Source organism: Arthrobacter sp. 05T444 (assembly GCF_056395905.1).
The window spans coordinates 145213-160764 of record NZ_JBFTKK010000007.1 but is presented as its reverse complement, the minus strand read 5'-3'; the positions used below and the strand labels follow the sequence as shown (position 1 = coordinate 160764).

Below are 15552 nucleotides of genomic sequence, written 5' to 3'. Positions count from 1 at the left end.
TATATTGGGCCGGTGCTTACCCCCCGTTTTAGGGGGTTTCCCCCTGCTCGTGCCTGTGGCCACAATGGAGGACGCGCTCGTCGAGACAGGAGTTTGACGGGTCCAATTTCAGGAGAATTCTGTGGCAGCTCATGGGGGATACCGACACGCACCGAGGGTAAACGGCCCGGGCCGGATTGCCTTGCGGAGCCTTTCCGCTGCGGTGGTCGTGGGGTTCTCCGTCTTCGCCTTCGGATTCCAGGGACCGTCCGGTCCGGTCCCGCAGCCTGCTGCGGCCACCATCGCACTGACGCCTCCCTCGGGCACAGTAGGCCCGGCGCTGCTTGACCCGGACAGCGTCCCCGACGGGCATGAAGTGGACGGGGCAGCCGCCGACTCCGCTGCAAAAATACCTTCCGGCCGGACACCCGGGGGCAGTTCTGCCCGTGGTGCGTCGGCAAAAACCGGCGCCAAACCGCAGACACCCGGAGTCGCGTCGACGGTTCTGAAGCGTCCCGGCAAGGGCTTCCTCATGGCTCCGCTCGAAGACCTGGTTCCGAGCTCACCGTTCGGGCTGCGTCACAATCCCCTGACCGGGGAGGCCGGAGAATTCCACTGGGGCCAGGACTTCGCCGCCGCCTGTGGAACCCGGGTCTATGCTGCCGACTCCGGCGTGGTCCGGGCGGCCGGTTGGCACCCGTGGGGCGGCGGCAACAGGGTTGAGATCGACCATGGAAATGGCCTGATCACAACGTACAACCACCTGCGGGGCATCGCCGTGGAGAAGGGCGATCACGTCCGCGTCGGTGAGGTGATTGCCGAGGTCGGTACCACCGGATCCTCCACCGGATGCCACCTGCACTTCGAAGTCATCAAGGACGGGCAGCACGAGGATCCGATGAAGTGGACCTTCCTGCCCATCCGGCAGGTCGCGTCCCTGAAGCCTGGCGTTATGGCCAGCTTCGACCCCGACGCGCCGAGCATGGCAGGCTGGACGATTCCCTTCCTTGACGGAAGCACGGACGACGGCGGCACCTCACCGGCTGTTTCGGCGGTGGGCAGCGACCCGAAGCCGAGTGCCGTCGCGAGGTCTTCGCGGCCTTCCCTGCTCACCAGTTCGTCATCGCAAGAAGTTGTCGCAACGCCGAGCCCCCGTGTGACGCCCAAACCGGATGTTGTCACCAGGCCGGCCGCCCCCGCGGTGACGCCCAAGCCGACACCAAAACCAACGCCGACTCCAACCCCAACGCCTGTGCCACCGCCAACCCCGACTCCAACCCCCACCCCGGTGCCAATCCCGACGCCGGAACCGGCGCTCCCACCGACGCCTGAACCGGCACCGCAACCGACTCCGGTCCCGCCTGTAGACCCGGCCCCGGAAACACCTCCGGCTGATCCGGCGCCTCCCGCGGATCCGCTGCCTCCCGCAGAGTCAGTGCCCACACCCCTGACGGAACCAGCGCCTACGCCGGCTCCAACGCCGACCGAGCCGCCAACTCCGACGCCGACGGAGCCGCCGGCCCCGACGCCGTCAGCAGCAGTCGATTCCGCGGCTGATCCAAGTGTTGTCACAAAAGAAGCCCCTGCGGATGCGCCCGCAGGAACTGAAGCTGCCGTGACGGCGGATCCCACCGCCGCGCCGTAATCGCGCGGCAGGGTTCGCCGTCCGGCTCCAGCCGGTAAGGAGGTCGAAGGAATGCAGCGGCTGCAATTACCGTTGTCATTAATATCAACCATGCGACCGGCCAGAGAGCACCATGTAACTTCCCTCCCCACGATTCCGCCGACACTCAATGACGGAACCGTCATTGATTTTGGACGCTTTACAGGGAACACAGTGCCTGTTGGCTTCGGTGTCACAGTCCCGCTGACCGCCTGGACAGATCTCGATGGCCAGGAACAGCACCCCGCGTACAGCGAGTTGACCAAATCCAAGAAGAGCATTCTGCCTTGCACGGCGCGGTGGAACCCCTGGAAGTTCCGCATGAACCAAGCTGTGAAGGTGGAGATGTGGGGCGGCTCGCCCCCGCCGTTGATCCGGCGTGACCGGACCTCCGGCAAACCCAAGAAAGCGGCCATCGCATGATGACCGCCAATATGAAACGAAAGCGAGGAGCGTTAGCCAAGAAGCGGCAGGCATCGTAATTTTTCAACATGCCAACTTCAGTTTCCCCAAAGTTTGCTTTTTATCTGGTTGGATGGAGCGTACTGAGAGGGAACACTGGAGGCGCCCGCTTCCTAACTACCGCGAAGGCAGCAATGGAGCTCATCGAGGCCGAGCACCCCAGGCCACGTCATTTTCTACTCCACCTGAGTGACCCCCACCTGTTGGGAGGTCCGGACCCCCTTTACGGCGCAGTTGACAGCGAAGCGCGCCTAATTCAGCTATTCGACGAGGTCCAGGCATCAGGCGCTCGTCCGGAAGCCGTCATTTTCACCGGCGACCTGGCGGACAAGGGAGACCCCGAGGCTTACGCCAAACTCCGCGCGATCGTTGAACCGGCGTGCGGGGATCTGGGCGCCAAGGTCATCTGGGCAATGGGTAACCACGACAACCGCGCCAATTTCCGGGCCGGTCTGCTGGACCAGCCGGGGAATGATGACCCCGTGGACCACAGCTATTACGTCAACGGCCTGCGAGTCATCACCATGGACACTTCCGTGCCGGGATTCCACCACGGCGAGCTCAGCGGCGACCAGCTGGACTGGCTGGCCGCGCAGCTGGAAACCCCGGCCCCGGACGGCACCATCCTGGCGCTGCATCATCCGCCGGTGCCCTCGGTGCTTGACCTGTCCGTGCTCGTGGAGCTTCGCGACCAGGCCGCCCTGGCTGCCGTGGTCCGCAACTCGGACGTGCGGACCATTCTGGCAGGGCACCTTCACTATTCCACCACTGCAACCTTCGCCGGTATCCCGGTGTCGGTGGCCTCGGCCACGTGTTACACCCAGGACTTGAACGTCCCTGTGGGAGGCACCCGCGGCCGTGACGGCGGGCAGGCCTTTAACCTGGTGCACGTGTACGAGCACACCATCGTCCATTCGGTGGTGCCGCTGGGCGCGGCGCCCACGGTGGGGGAATACGTCAGCCCCGAAGAATCCGAGCGGCGCCTCGTGGCCGCCGGAGTCCGCATCCCCGAGCATGCCAAGCGCCCGGTCCTGACCGCAAAGTCCTAGCCCCAGGGGCCTGACATCGAGGCGGCAGGTCTGCCGCGGCGACGCAATCGCCGCGGCAGGCCCTTACTTGTCCCAGCCCTTACTTCTCCCAGGGTGCCTTGATGGGGTAAAACTTCTCCAGGAAGTCGGTGACGAGCTCGGCCCGCTCCTCGGCCGGAACCTCTGGGAAGCTGCCGTCATTGAGGCAGAAGAAGTCCATGTTGCGCTTAGCCAGCAGCTTGGGCAGATAGTTCAACCCCGCCCGGAGGGTCGTGTCCACGTACCTGACCTTGGCCGCTGTCTGGGTGACAGCACGGCCGGTGAGCAGCGCGTAGTAGTGGTAGAAGGAATTGGTCACGGAGATGTTGTCCGCCGCGCGGAAGGTGCTGGCCGCAGTCTTGGCGAATTCATTAGGGAACTCCTGCTCCATCTGGGCCACCACGCTGCGCCTGAGGGGCGCGGCGGAGTGCTCCAGGTGGCGCGTGGTGATCCGGCCAAAGCGGTTCCACAACAGCTTCCGGTTCACCCTGGCGGCATTCTCGAAGCCGCTGCGCTCGGCTGCGTTGTCCCCGAGCCCGATCCGGGTCTCGGCCTCGATGAACTTGGTGATCCCGCCCGGGGTGAAGAACATGTCCGGCCCCACAGGACGCCCGAAGAACATGTCGTCGTTGGAGTACAGGAAATGCTCTGAAAGACCCTCGATGTGGTGCAGCTGGCATTCCACGGCCTGGGAATTGTGGGTAGGGAGCACGGACGGATCGGCGAAGAACTCTTCGCTCCGGACAATCGTCACGGACGGGTGGTCCGCCAGCCATTCGGGCGCGGGGGAGTCCGTAGCTATGAAGATGCGGCGGATCCACGGCGCGAACATGTAGACGGACCGGAGTGCGTACTTCAGCTCGTTGATCTGCCGGTACCGCGCTTCGTGGTCGTCACCCTCACCGAGGACAGCGCCGGTCTGCCGCGCCCTGCGGGCTGCGATGTACTCCGGAGAACTGCCGTCTACCCACGAGAAAACCAGGTCGATGTCGAAGCTGATGTCGCTCGCGTGATCAGCGAACATGTTCTCGATGGTGGGCCAGGTGTGGCCATAGCGTTCAACGGTTCCCCGCACGGCGTCCTGCGTCAGCATGGTGCGGCGCGTCAGCGAGTTCTCGATCGGCAGGATGAGCTGGTCGCCCTCGAAGCTCCAGAGCTCCACCTGCACGCCTGCGGAGGCGCCGAACTCGAAACCGCCGTTCGGCTCCACCCGGGGCCTGTACAAGCGGAAGATCCTCGCCTGACGGTTGGTGGAAAGTTCACCGTCCGCCACGAGCACGGAGGTCTTCTTCTTGGCGTCCACGGTCATGGAGTAGAACGGCTCGTTGCGGCACGCCTCAACCAGGGCGGCCCGCAGCTTCTTGCGGTTCTTCCAGTCCAGGGCGATCACAGGGCGGTCGTTGTTGCCCCGGACCAGCAGGTAATCCAGGCTGGCGCCTGCCAGCACCGTCCGCAGGAAGAGCAGGTCCTCCACCATGGCCTGGTAGGGCGTGCGGTTCTGGTTGATCAGTGCATACCGGCCAGAGCGACGGACCACGTCAGGGCGGTGCTTGAGGCGCGCAACAGCGGCCGGCGACGTTACTTCCGCAAGCACCGGGACATCCTCGGAAGTCTGTCCGCCGTAATAGATGTCGTCCTGAACCGTTACGTCTGTAATGGGGATTCTCCGTGCTGCTAGGGGATGGGCTCTTACTTGCATGATAGTCCTGCCAAAAAACTGCAGGAGAACAGTGCCGCCGCCCAGAGTGGCGCGTGCGGCCGAGCGGCGGGAGCGGGCTCAGCCCGCCAGCGCCTCACGCCAGCTGCGAAGGAAAGCCGCTCCGGCGTCGTCGTGGATGACCGTCGCATCCAGGCCCAGGTCGGTGGCGGTGAGGATGTCGTAGGGCTTGACCGGCACTCCGTCCGCGGGCCGGACGTCCACATGCTTGACCGGGTGGTCGTTGTGGTGCAGCCAGTCTGCCATGGCGTAGTCCGTCCGGGAATCACCCACGGTCCGCCAGGCCTGGGGCGTGACGCCCTGCGCCGCGAGGAGCTCCACGGCCCGGCTCGCGCCGAGGTCCTTGCCGAGCCGGACGGACTCGATGTCCGTGGAAATGATGGTGGGGTCCACCCGGTAGTCGACTTCGTCGTCGGAGTTCGGTGCGTGGTGGTCCAGCCGCACGACACCGAGGCCGTGGCGCGCCATCAGTTCCATGGCTTCCTCGTCGAACAGGTGCTGCTCGGCCAGGTATTCGCTGTTGGGCACCTCGATGTGCTGTTCCACGGACACCATGGCGCGCTTGGTCTCATCAAAGAACATGTGCGAGGAATAGTCCTCCGCCACCATCCGGCGAATATCGTCACCGTAGGCGGCGGGGACAGCCAGTTCGTGGTCCACATGGACAGGGCCGGGGCCGGCAGCCGTGTAACTGAACCAGACGGCGCCCTTTTCACAGATGGCATGGATCAGCGTTCCTGCCGGCATCCCCGCCGCGATCATGGGTTCCATGACCTGCTCGCGGATGAAGGCGTCCGAGCGCCCGGTGTTGAAGATGATGGGGATCCCGGCGGCGGCCAGTGCCACGAGGTCCGCGATGATTTCCGGCTTGACGTTCCTGGTCACGGGGCTGGCCACGGGGCCGTCGACGTCCAGGAGGAGGGCAAGGGGAGGAGTCGACGGCGTGTGGGCGCCTAAGGTGGCAGCGGCGGCATTCGCGGGAGGTGCAGTCATGGCTCCATTCTGACAGCCACCGCCTGCCCGGGGCGCCGAGGCAGGCAAATCCGGGCCGGATGTGACACATGGTTACTGTTTGGCTACAACCTCCGATGCGGGCCGGTTCCACATTCCCTTGGACAGGCAAGGTGCTTAGGCTTGCATGGTGATATTCAAAGCTGTGGGCGAGGGACGCCCGTACCCCGACCATGGTTTCAGCACGCCCAAGGACTGGGCATCGCTCCCGCCGCGGCCCGTGCGGCTGGATGAACTTGTAACCACCAAGCGGACTCTGGATCTCGAGGCCCTGCTGGCCGAGGACTCCACCTTCTTTGGCGACCTCTTTCCGCACGTTGTGCAGTACCAGGGCACGCTCTACCTGGAGGACGGCCTGCACCGGGCTGTCCGGACGGCACTGCACCAGCGCACCGCCATTCACGCCCGTGTGCTGGTGATCGATGGCTAGAAAACGCAAGGACGTCACGGTCCTGCATGGACACCGCGTCATCACGGGTCCGGAGCTGCGGGCCACGTTCGTGGAGCAGGACGACACCCTCGACCACCCCGGCAGGCTGCGGCGCCGGATCCTGCACGGCGTGGTGCTTATCTTGCTTCTTGCGCTGATCGTTGGGGCGATCCTGGCAGCCCTGGGCATCATGAACGGCCAAATCAAAATTCCTGGAACCGAGGAAAGCGGGGCGAAGGCTTCGGCCTGCCCCGCCGCAACGTTTGACTACACCCCTAACGCCAAGGTCAAAGTCAACGTCTTCAACGCCACGAGCCGGGCCGGCCTCGCCAAGTCGGCCGCCAACGAGTTCAAGGTCCGCAAGTTCGGCGTCGGCAAGGTGGGTAACACCGAAACAGGTTACCGGGGCGTGGCCGCCGTGGTGTCCGGTGCCGCCGGCCAGGCTGCGGCCTTCACCGTCCAGCGGAACGTCCCGGGGTCCGACTATTTCAAGGACGGGCGCACGGATGCCAGCGTTGACGTGATCCTGGCCGGCGACTACCGGGGATTGGCCAAGCCCGAGTTGGTGGACCAGACCCCTGGCAAGCTGAGCTGCCCGCGGGAAAGCAGGCGCATCGCGGATGATGCCCCGTTGCCGGTCGTACCCACGCCAAGCGTCAAGCCCTGAACGGCGGGAGCCTAGCCGGCCACGGCGGGCCGCCCGCCGAGCGGGACAGGGCGGCCGCCGTCGTCGAACCTTGCACCGGAACCCAACTGGATGAAGCGCACTGTCCTTGAAATTCTTTCCTCCAGGTCGTCCGGCTCCTCGCTTCCGCGGGCCGCGCTGGAGGACAGTGTTCCGTGGATCAGCTGGGCCTGCTGCCGGACGTCTGCCACGGGCAGGTAGCCCTGGTCCATGCCGCTGCGCAGGATGTCCTGCAGGAGGTCACTCAGGCCGCCGACGTGATCGGCGAGCTTGGCGAAGGACGCCGGCGAAAGAACGGCGCCCATGGCCGGTCCGGGCGGCAGGTGGCGGCGGCTGAGGTCCTCCACCTGGGCGCGAACATACAGGGCGAGCCGGTCCACTGGATTCTCCAGGCGGCTGAGCGACTCGCGCAGTTCCGCCAGAAAGCGCTCCGTTTCGACGAGCGCGTACGAGATGAGCAGCTCTTCAATGTCGGCGTAGTAGTTGTACACGGCCGTCCGCCCGATTCCGGCATGGCGCGCAACGTCCGTCATGGTCAGCCCGGGCAGTCCGTGGGTGAAGAGCAGCTCGCCGAAGGCATTCAGGATGCGGCGCTGGGTCTCGGCGCGCTGCGCAGCATTGCTGGGGGCCGAAATCCGGGGCATACGGACACTTTACCGCGATCTGTCAGTAAACCCCGGGCGCCGACACCCGAACAATCCGAGAATCAGACGGCGCAGCCGTCTGGACCGCATGCCTCGCCGCCGTTTGCGCCGGCGTCCTTGGTCCCGGCGTCGGCCGCGACCATCACCAGCGGATGCGATTCCTGCCACGCCTGCTCCAGCGCCATGCTGAACGTTGCGGACGGCTGGGCGCCGGAGAGCCCGAACTTGCGGTCGATGACGAAGAACGGGACGCCGCTGATGCCCAGGGCGCGCGCTTCGGCAAAGTCGTGCCGCACGTCGTCGGCGTACTTGTCGGAAGTGAACAGCTCCGCGACGTCGACGGCGTCCAGGCCCAGCTCCCGGCCGAGGACGGTGAGGTATTCGCGGCTGCCGATGTCCTTGCCGTGTTCGAAGTGGTCGCTGAGGAGCCGCTCCTTGGCGGCATCCTGCTTCCCGTGAGCGGCGGCCAGGTGGATGAGCCGGTGGGCAGTGAAGCTGTTGGCAACCACGACGGCGTCGAACCGGTAGTTGAGCCCCTCGCCTCGGGCCTCAGCTGCCACATGGTCAAACATCTGTGAGACCTGCGCCGGGGCCATGCCCTTGCGAGTACTGAGGTAGTCGAGCTCGGTGCCGTCGTAGTGCTCGGGCAGGGAAGGGTCAAGCTGGTAGCTCCGCCACTGCACCTCCACGGCATCGCGGTGCGGGAACTCGGCCAGGGCGGCCTCGAAACGGCGCTTGCCGATGTAGCACCACGGACACGCGACGTCTGACCAGATTTCAATCTTCATGCTTGCCACAACCTGAACCCACGCGCTGGCATTCCTGCCGTGCACTGTTGGCTTGGCCACAGCGCACAGCGCACAGCTTCAGTTACCAGCCTTGCCCGGCGTCACTGCGGACAATATCGTTTGACGTAGGTTATGAAGTCAGCCGTCGGATGCTCTTCATCCGAACGCCATCGTTAGTTCTGCCCCGATGCGCCGAGGACGGCGCCGCAGCCATTGTGCGGGGCCGTCTGCTCTGTCACCTGGGAGGCCGGGGAATGCGGATAGGACTTATTGCGGGACCCTGGATTCCCGTTCCTCCGCCCTCTTACGGCGGCACCGAGAGGGTGGTGGACAGCCTTGCCCGTGGTTTTGCGGCTGCGGGGCACGAGGTGTTGCTGGCTGTTCCCTCCGACAGCGAATGCCCGGTCCCGCGTGTTTCGGGGATGAGGGTTTCGGAACCTGCCGAGCTGGGGTCCACCCTTTCGGAGCTCAGCCACGTGATACGGGCGTACCAGGGCATGCGGGGTGTGGACCTGATCCACGACCACACGATGGCCGGTCCGCTGTACGCCCATCGCCCCTCCTCTGTCCCGGTCGTGACGACGATCCACGGCCGGCTGACGCCCGCAGCGGCGGACATCTACCGGGCCGTTGGGAGGACCGCCAGCATCATCGCCATTTCCCGCGATCAGGTCACGCATGCGCCGGACGTGCCGATCGCACGGGTAATCCACCACGGGCTGGACCTGTCCACGGTCCCCACGGGCACCGGCAAGGGGGGCTACGCGTGCTTTGTGGGGCGGGTGTGCCCGGACAAGGGCTTGGTTGAAGCAATCGCTATTGCCCGGAAGGCAGAAATTCCCCTGCGCATCGCGGCAAAGATGCGCGAACCCGATGAGTTGCGGTTTTACCGGGAAGTCGTGAAGCCCCTCTTGGGCCCCAACGAGGACTTCATGGGGGAGATCACGGACGACGAAAAGTACGCGCTCATGGGCAACGCCGTCGCATTCCTAAATCCCATCCAGTGGCCGGAACCGTTCGGCCTGGTCATGATCGAATCCCTGGCCACGGGGACACCGGTAGTGGGCACTCCGGTTGGCTCGGCTCCGGAGGTCGTGGACCACGGTGTCACCGGGTTTCTGGCTTCCTTGGCGGAACTGCCAGCGCTTCTGCTGGGCGTGGCCTCACTCAGCCGGGAAGCTTGCCGGGCCTCTGTAGCGGAGCGCTTCAGTTCTGCCCGCATGGTTGCTGATCATTTGGAGCTGTTCGCCAGCGTTCTGGAGCAGGGGCAGTCTTTCGGGGTTCCGGATCCGGGGGCGGTGCACGAGAATCAGATGCGGGATCCCCTGGGGCGCGGAGTAGAAAATCGAGGGCCTGCTGGAATCTGAGTCTTGCATTGCCGCAACTGCCCGTAGGAAAGGAAGCAGCCCGTGAATGCGTGGAACTCCGATACGGAGGCAGGTCCCTCGGAAGCAGGCGCGGTGACAGTCGTAGAAGGATCGTCGTTTTGCATCTCGTCCGACAGCGGAGACATTGTGACGGGTGGAACGCAAGGCGTTTTCTACCAGGACACCAGGATCGTTTCCCGCTGGATGCTCCGCGTCAACGGAGCACTCCGGGAACCGCTGGTAGCCAGGACGCCCACCGCTTTCCAGGCGACGTTCGTAGGGCGGGCCCGGTGGGCGGACGGGAGGTTTGACAGCCCGTTGGTGGTTCAGCAGCAACGGCACGTGGGCCCCGGGCTGCGGGACGACATCACGATCCGCAATTACTCTGGCGAGGCAGCCGTGTGTGACATCGAACTTAGCCTCGATTCCGACATGGCCGATCTCTTCGACGTCAAAGGCGCCAGGGTGACGACCGGGGCTGTCGTTCGCAGGAGCGTCCATGACGGGGAGCTCCTTATCGAGGCCGAGCGCAACGGCCAGCGCCGGGGCACGGTTCTCCGAGCAGCCGCCGCGCACGTGCGGGAGGATGCACTGACATTCCGGGTGGAGATCCCGCCCCGGGGGCAGTGGTCCACGAGCGTCATCGTGGTGCCGCTGATCAACGGAAAGGGGCCCGATGAACCGTTCAGCGAAACGGCCTCGCCCCACCAACGGACGGGTGTGCAGCGGCATATCGCGTGGGCGGAACACGTACCGCGCATTACCGTCACCGACTGGAATGTTCAGCACGTGCTGAGCCGCAGCCAGAGCGATCTGGGGTCCCTGCGGATTTTTGATGCCGCACACTCGGGGAGGGTGGCGGTCGCCGCCGGTGCCCCATGGTTCATGGCGCTCTTCGGCCGGGATTCACTGCTTTCCTCCTACATGGCCCTGCTCGTGGACCCCGGCCTGGCCGCCGGGACGCTGCAAACCCTGGCCGAAATTCAAGGCACGAAGGTGGACCCCGATTCGGAGGAGGAACCCGGCCGGATCCCCCATGAAGTGCGGTTTGGCGTCAATGCCGGCCTGGCGCTGGGGGGTACCTCCTACTACGGCACGGCCGACGCCACCCCGCTGTTTGTGGCCGTGCTGAGTGAGCTCAGCCGTTGGGGACTGGGCGAGGACATCATCGGTTCGCTGCTGCCGCATGCGGACCGTGCCTTGGACTGGATCGAGCACTTCGGGGACCGCGACGGCGACGGCTTCGTGGAGTACCTGAGGCCCAACCCCCACGGATTGTTGAACCAGGGGTGGAAGGACTCGTGGGACGGGATTAATTTCGCCGACGGCAGGATGGCTGAGCCACCCATCGCACTGTGCGAGGTCCAGGGTTACGTCTACTCCGCCTACGTGGGCCGGTCGCTGCTGGCCCGCTGGGCCGGGGACTCGTCATTGGAACACCACTGGGCCGAGCGTGCTGCCACCGTGAAGGCGTCGTTCAACGAGCGGTTTTGGCTGCCCGACAAGGGGTATTTCGCCATCGCGCTGGACAAGGACAAGCAGGCGGTGGACTCGTGCGCATCAAACATGGGCCACTGCCTCTGGGTAGGAATAGTCGATGAGGACAAGGCGCCCATGGTCGCCGAGCGACTCATGTCGCCGGAGATGTTTACGGGGTGGGGCATCAGGACACTGGCCTCGGATATGGGCGCCTACAACCCTGTCAGCTACCACAACGGCTCCGTCTGGCCGCACGATACGGCACTGGTGGCCACCGGGCTCATGCGCTACGGCTTCGTGGACGAGGCCCGCCGGGTCGCGGGCGGGCTTTTTGCCGCCGCCGCGCATTTCGACGGACAGCTGCCGGAGCTGTTCTGCGGTTTTGACCGGAGTGACTTCCCGGAGCCGGTGCCGTACCCCACAGCCTGCTCCCCGCAGGCGTGGGCAGCAGCCGCTCCGGTGCAGTTGGCCCGGATTCTTTTGCGCTTTGACCCAGACTTCACGCGGAATGTCCTGCACCTGGCGCCCATACTGCCGGCCGAGCTCGGCGATGTCCGGGCAGAAAACGTCCTCTTGGGCCGCTCCAGGATCACCATCCGGGCCCATAGGGGGGAGGGGAGCGTGGAGGGGTTGCCTCCCGAACTGAAGCTCCGGAAGGAGCCGCGTCCGCCCCTTAACAGTGACCTTGGCGGTTAGCTATCCCAGCCTGCGCTCCATCACGAAGTCATGTTCCACGGTGCTGCCCAGCTGAAATGACTTGGTTCCCACCTTCCGGAAACCGGACTTTTCGTAGAACCGGATCGCCTTGGCGTTCTCGCTGTTGACGCCGAGCCACATCCCGGCGGCCCCAGTACCTGCGGCGGACTCGAGGCTCGCGTGCATGAGTTCGGCCGCGGCGCCGAGACCGTGATGGTCCGGGTGCACATAGCATTTGCTGAGCTCGACCGACGGGAGGGCATTGAGCGCGGAGGCCACGCCCGGATCGGAGGTTGGCCGGTCCACGAGCAGGCTGTAGCCGCGGAGGTCTTCGCCGGCATCAATGACCAGGACCGTCACCGCGGGATCGGCGAGGTACGCACGGAAGTGGCGCTCGCTGAGTGTGTTGGCGAGGTGGGCAGCGATGTCCTCACGCGATGATCCGGGCGGGCATGCCAGCGGAAAGGTGACGGCAGCCAGCTCGGCCAGCCGCCCGGCGTCGTCCGCGGCCGCCTTGCGGATAGTGTGCGTCATGCAGGTCCTCCGACGAGAGTGTCTTGTACAGGTATGCTCGATCGCCACGCCATGGCCCTCGGCAATCGCATGGTCGGCGATGAGAGAGCCGAGGCGCCACGCATCGTGGTGGTCAAAACTCGCGAAAACGAGTTCTTCCTCGTGCTGCCGCAGTTCAGCGATCCGCGGCGAGACGGTGTCAGTCATTCGAGACTGTCCCTTCCGGCACGGCATCGGCGTCGTAGCTAAGCCCGATCTGGCGGCGGATCTCGTCCATCGCGGCCATCACCGCCACGCTCTCGTTCGGCGGGAGAGTGGTACCGGCAGTGGAGCCTTCCCGGACCAGGCGTTCCAGCTCAACCGCCTGGTACTGCATCCCCCGGCTCTTGACGGGCTGGTCGAACCTCTCCACAACATTTCCGCGCGTGTCATACACAGTGAAAGGCGTGGGGTTGTACCAAGTGGACTCGATGTCGATCCAACCCTCCGTCCCGATAACCACTGCCCGGTTCGCTCCGGCGGCATCCAGCTCACAGTCCACGAGGGCCTGCTGTCCTTGTGCGTACTCAAAGATTGCCGCAGTCTGGCGGTCCACGCCCGTGGTTGTCATCGAGGCACTTGCCCGAACGGCGGACGGAGTGCCGAACACGTCGAAAGCGAACGAAACCGGGTAGATGCCCAGGTCCAGCAGCGCTCCGCCGCCCAGCGCGGGGTCGTTCAGCCTGTGCGCAGGATCCTTCGGCAGGTTTTGATTGTGGCTGGCCACCAGCTTGCGGACTTCGCCGAGCGTGCCCTCGGCAATGATCTCGCGGATTCGGGCCATGTGGGGGAGGAATCGGCTCCACATGGCCTCCAGGACCACAAGGCCCTTGGCCTCGGCCAGCGCCACGATCTCCTGCGCTTCGCGGGCGTTCATGGTGAACGACTTCTCGACCAGCACGTGTTTGCCGGCGTTCAGGGCGAGGAGAGCGTGGGCATGGTGGAAAGTGTGCGGGGTGGCAACGTAAACCACGTCAACGTCCGGATCCTCAACCAGCGCTTCGTAGCCTTCGTGGGCAGTGGGAATGTGGAACTTGTCGCTGAATGACTTGCTCGATTCCACCGTGCGGGAGCCGACAGCCTGGACAGTAAAACCGTTGTCGATCAGGTCCTGCGTTTGCAGACCGGCGATGAATCCGGTGCCGAGGATTCCCCAACGGATTTGTCCGTCAGAGGTGCCGTTGCTGTAGTTGGCCACGTGATTAGTCCTTTGTTGAATCTGAGCTAGAGAGCGGGTACGCCACGAACGCAAAGCGCTCAGAGTCCGGCGACCAGCTCGTGACGTTGAGGGTATCCTGGCCACCGAAAAGGGGCCACGTGTGCAGCGGCGTTGCCCAGTCACCGGTGGAGACAAGTACGACGGCGACAGGCAAGTCGGCGGGGTGGCCTTCGGTTCCGCGGGGGAACCGGATGTAGCTGGCAAAGCGCCCGTCGGGAGAGACGTGCGGAAACCAGTCGACGGTGTCAGACTCCAGGAGGCGCTCGAACCCGCTCCCGTCAACCTGCACACGGGCAAGCTGGGCGTGGCCCGGGAGAGAGGTAAAGGACTCCGTGTTCAGATAGAGCCACTTTCCGTCCGGGGAATACTCCGGTCCGTCACAGTGGCCGCTGCCGACATTGACGCTGGCGGTGGCGCCGCCGTCGGCCGGGATGGTCATCAGCCTGCCAGGTTGGGTGAAGTCGCCCGCCTCGATACGGACGTAGGCAAGCTCTTGGCCGTCCGGGCTCACCCCGTGGAGGAAGTGGAAGGATCCGTCGTCCTTGGTGATGCGCTCGGCCTGGCCGCCACTGAGCTCGGCACGGTAGATGTGGCCGTCATTCGCCGAGAGGTAGATGCCGGTGCCGTCCGGGTCCAGGACGTGGTCATTGTTGAGGTCCGGGACGCCGGTGAGAGGCACTCCTGTCAGCGACGCGCCGGCGACGTCCAGCTTCCAGAGCTTCCCGTCGCCATTGAGGACGAGTGAACCGCCGTCGAGGGTCCAGTTCGGTGCCTCCAGGAGAACGTCCTCCGTTGAGTACACCAGCGCGGATTCTCCGGAGACCGAGGCGGCCCATACCTCGCAGCGCTGGCCGGGTTGGAGGGTGCGGATCACCTTGCTTCTTCTTTCGTAAGATCCTTGATCCTGATGTTCCGCCACCGGCACTGTGCGCCCTTGCCCCAGCGGGCTTCGCCGAACATGGCGTCATTGTCGTGCACTTCGAGCGCGATGTGGCCGCGCTCGCTGAGCACTCCAAGGACAGCGTCGGGATCGTAGTTGGGCGAGTCAAGGCTGGCGGTGTCCAGTTCGGCGACCTTGAGGCCGTTGACCCAGGTGGTGATGACCGGCAGTGTTCCTACGCAGCGGATCCTTAGCTCGTTCCAGTCGTCCCAGCGCCACACTTTGAGGAAATCCTCGACGTCGGCCGCGTATTTCAGCCGGGCACGTTTGTCTTCGGTGACGGGTTCCACCGAGGTGGCGGGATCGTCGGCAATCAAGCCGACCGGGCGGCCGTCGGCATCCCGCGCGGCATCGATCGCGAACGGCACGGCGGAAAAGCTTGCGAGTCCGTTGCCGAAGAATCCGCGGATGCCGCCGGACGGCCTGTGGTCCACCAAGACCTGGAAACCCTCCCACGTGTCTGGCCGGCGCCGGATCATGACGCCCGTGTCGGCCGGCCAGTCGGGGCGCATTTCCAGTACGAGCTCGAAGTCGCCGAACGCCTGCTCGCTGACCAGGTAGCCGCCGTACCCGCTGCCGGGGGAGTCTTGCTCGCCCACCAGGACTCCGTCCTCCACGAACCAGTGAGCCGCGTGCTTCTCGGGTTCCGCCGGCCGCGCCAGGCCGCGGCGGTCGAACAGCTCCAGGATGCTCGGACCACCCGGGTATTCCGTGCCGTAGACGCGGGGCACAGTGCGCCAGCCGGACAGGCTGACGCCGTCGAACAGCGGAAAGTACCTACCGCCGTCGGGCGCTTCAGCCTCAGAGGCAGTGTCCGGCGGGCCTGCCGGAGCCGTGTTGGGAAAACCCACCT

At 65.1% G+C, this 15552-nt stretch carries 15 protein-coding genes; 7 read left to right on the top strand and 8 right to left on the bottom strand.

Features of this window, described 5'->3' with window-relative positions; genetic code table 11:
• The first annotated feature begins 121 nt into the window (after positions 1-121).
• From AC1DD3_RS09290 to AC1DD3_RS09280, 3 genes are all read left to right on the top strand, one after another.
• On the top strand, positions 122-1624 hold the full coding sequence (locus AC1DD3_RS09290; RefSeq protein WP_476875065.1) for a M23 family metallopeptidase: 1503 nt from the start codon (positions 122-124) through the stop codon (positions 1622-1624).
• 51 nt (positions 1625-1675) lie between these two features.
• Positions 1676-2065, top strand: a complete 390-nt coding sequence (locus AC1DD3_RS09285; protein ID WP_476881491.1) for a hypothetical protein — start codon at positions 1676-1678, stop codon at positions 2063-2065.
• 173 nt (positions 2066-2238) lie between these two features.
• Positions 2239-3153, top strand: coding sequence for a phosphodiesterase (locus AC1DD3_RS09280; protein ID WP_230118731.1), 915 nt, complete (start codon positions 2239-2241; stop codon positions 3151-3153).
• A gap of 79 nt (positions 3154-3232) precedes the next feature.
• On the opposite strand, the gene AC1DD3_RS09275 is transcribed toward AC1DD3_RS09280, so the two are convergent.
• Both AC1DD3_RS09275 and AC1DD3_RS09270 read right to left on the bottom strand, forming a co-directional pair.
• A complete protein-coding gene (locus tag AC1DD3_RS09275) occupies positions 3233-4870 on the bottom strand; it encodes a stealth family protein (protein ID WP_230118732.1) in 1638 nt (545 codons plus the stop codon).
• A 78-nt stretch (positions 4871-4948) separates the two neighbouring features.
• Positions 4949-5881, bottom strand: coding sequence for a Cof-type HAD-IIB family hydrolase (locus AC1DD3_RS09270; RefSeq protein WP_230118733.1), 933 nt, complete (start codon positions 5879-5881; stop codon positions 4949-4951).
• Positions 5882-6029: 148 nt separating this feature from the next.
• On the opposite strand from AC1DD3_RS09270, the gene AC1DD3_RS09265 reads away from it, so the two are divergent.
• Complete coding sequence (locus AC1DD3_RS09265; RefSeq protein ID WP_476875206.1) at positions 6030-6329, top strand: type II toxin-antitoxin system VapB family antitoxin; 300 nt, start codon at positions 6030-6032, stop codon at positions 6327-6329.
• A complete protein-coding gene (locus AC1DD3_RS09260) occupies positions 6322-6996 on the top strand; it encodes a LytR C-terminal domain-containing protein (RefSeq protein WP_230118734.1) in 675 nt (224 codons plus the stop codon). The genes AC1DD3_RS09265 and AC1DD3_RS09260 overlap by 8 nt, the downstream gene beginning before the upstream one ends.
• Positions 6997-7007: 11 nt before the next feature.
• Here AC1DD3_RS09260 and AC1DD3_RS09255 read toward each other — a convergent pair whose 3' ends face one another.
• Together AC1DD3_RS09255 and AC1DD3_RS09250 are read right to left on the bottom strand one after the other, a co-directional pair.
• Positions 7008-7658, bottom strand: coding sequence for a TetR/AcrR family transcriptional regulator (locus AC1DD3_RS09255; protein ID WP_476875067.1), 651 nt, complete (start codon positions 7656-7658; stop codon positions 7008-7010).
• A gap of 62 nt (positions 7659-7720) precedes the next feature.
• Complete coding sequence (locus AC1DD3_RS09250; RefSeq protein WP_230118736.1) at positions 7721-8446, bottom strand: DsbA family oxidoreductase; 726 nt, start codon at positions 8444-8446, stop codon at positions 7721-7723.
• A 254-nt stretch (positions 8447-8700) separates the two neighbouring features.
• Between AC1DD3_RS09250 and AC1DD3_RS09245 the strand changes: the two genes are divergently transcribed.
• On the top strand, positions 8701-9813 hold the full coding sequence (locus AC1DD3_RS09245) for a glycosyltransferase family 4 protein (protein ID WP_230118737.1): 1113 nt from the start codon (positions 8701-8703) through the stop codon (positions 9811-9813).
• A 42-nt stretch (positions 9814-9855) separates the two neighbouring features.
• Positions 9856-11988 (top strand): amylo-alpha-1,6-glucosidase, encoded by a 2133-nt coding sequence (locus AC1DD3_RS09240; protein ID WP_230118738.1) that lies wholly within the window; start codon positions 9856-9858, stop codon positions 11986-11988.
• On the opposite strand, the gene AC1DD3_RS09235 is transcribed toward AC1DD3_RS09240, so the two are convergent.
• The 4 genes from AC1DD3_RS09235 to AC1DD3_RS09220 form a co-directional block, all read right to left on the bottom strand.
• Complete coding sequence (locus AC1DD3_RS09235; protein WP_230118759.1) at positions 11989-12522, bottom strand: GNAT family N-acetyltransferase; 534 nt, start codon at positions 12520-12522, stop codon at positions 11989-11991. It abuts the gene before it with no gap.
• 178 nt (positions 12523-12700) lie between these two features.
• Positions 12701-13738, bottom strand: a complete 1038-nt coding sequence (locus tag AC1DD3_RS09230; protein WP_476881490.1) for a Gfo/Idh/MocA family protein — start codon at positions 13736-13738, stop codon at positions 12701-12703.
• Between the two features lie 4 nt (positions 13739-13742).
• The gene (locus tag AC1DD3_RS09225; RefSeq protein WP_476881489.1) at positions 13743-14633 is read right to left on the bottom strand and encodes a TolB family protein; all 891 of its coding nucleotides are present in this window, start codon (positions 14631-14633) and stop codon (positions 13743-13745) included.
• Positions 14630-15550, bottom strand: coding sequence for a 3-keto-disaccharide hydrolase (locus tag AC1DD3_RS09220; protein WP_476881488.1), 921 nt, complete (start codon positions 15548-15550; stop codon positions 14630-14632). The genes AC1DD3_RS09225 and AC1DD3_RS09220 overlap by 4 nt, the downstream gene beginning before the upstream one ends.
• Positions 15551-15552 lie beyond the last annotated feature (2 nt).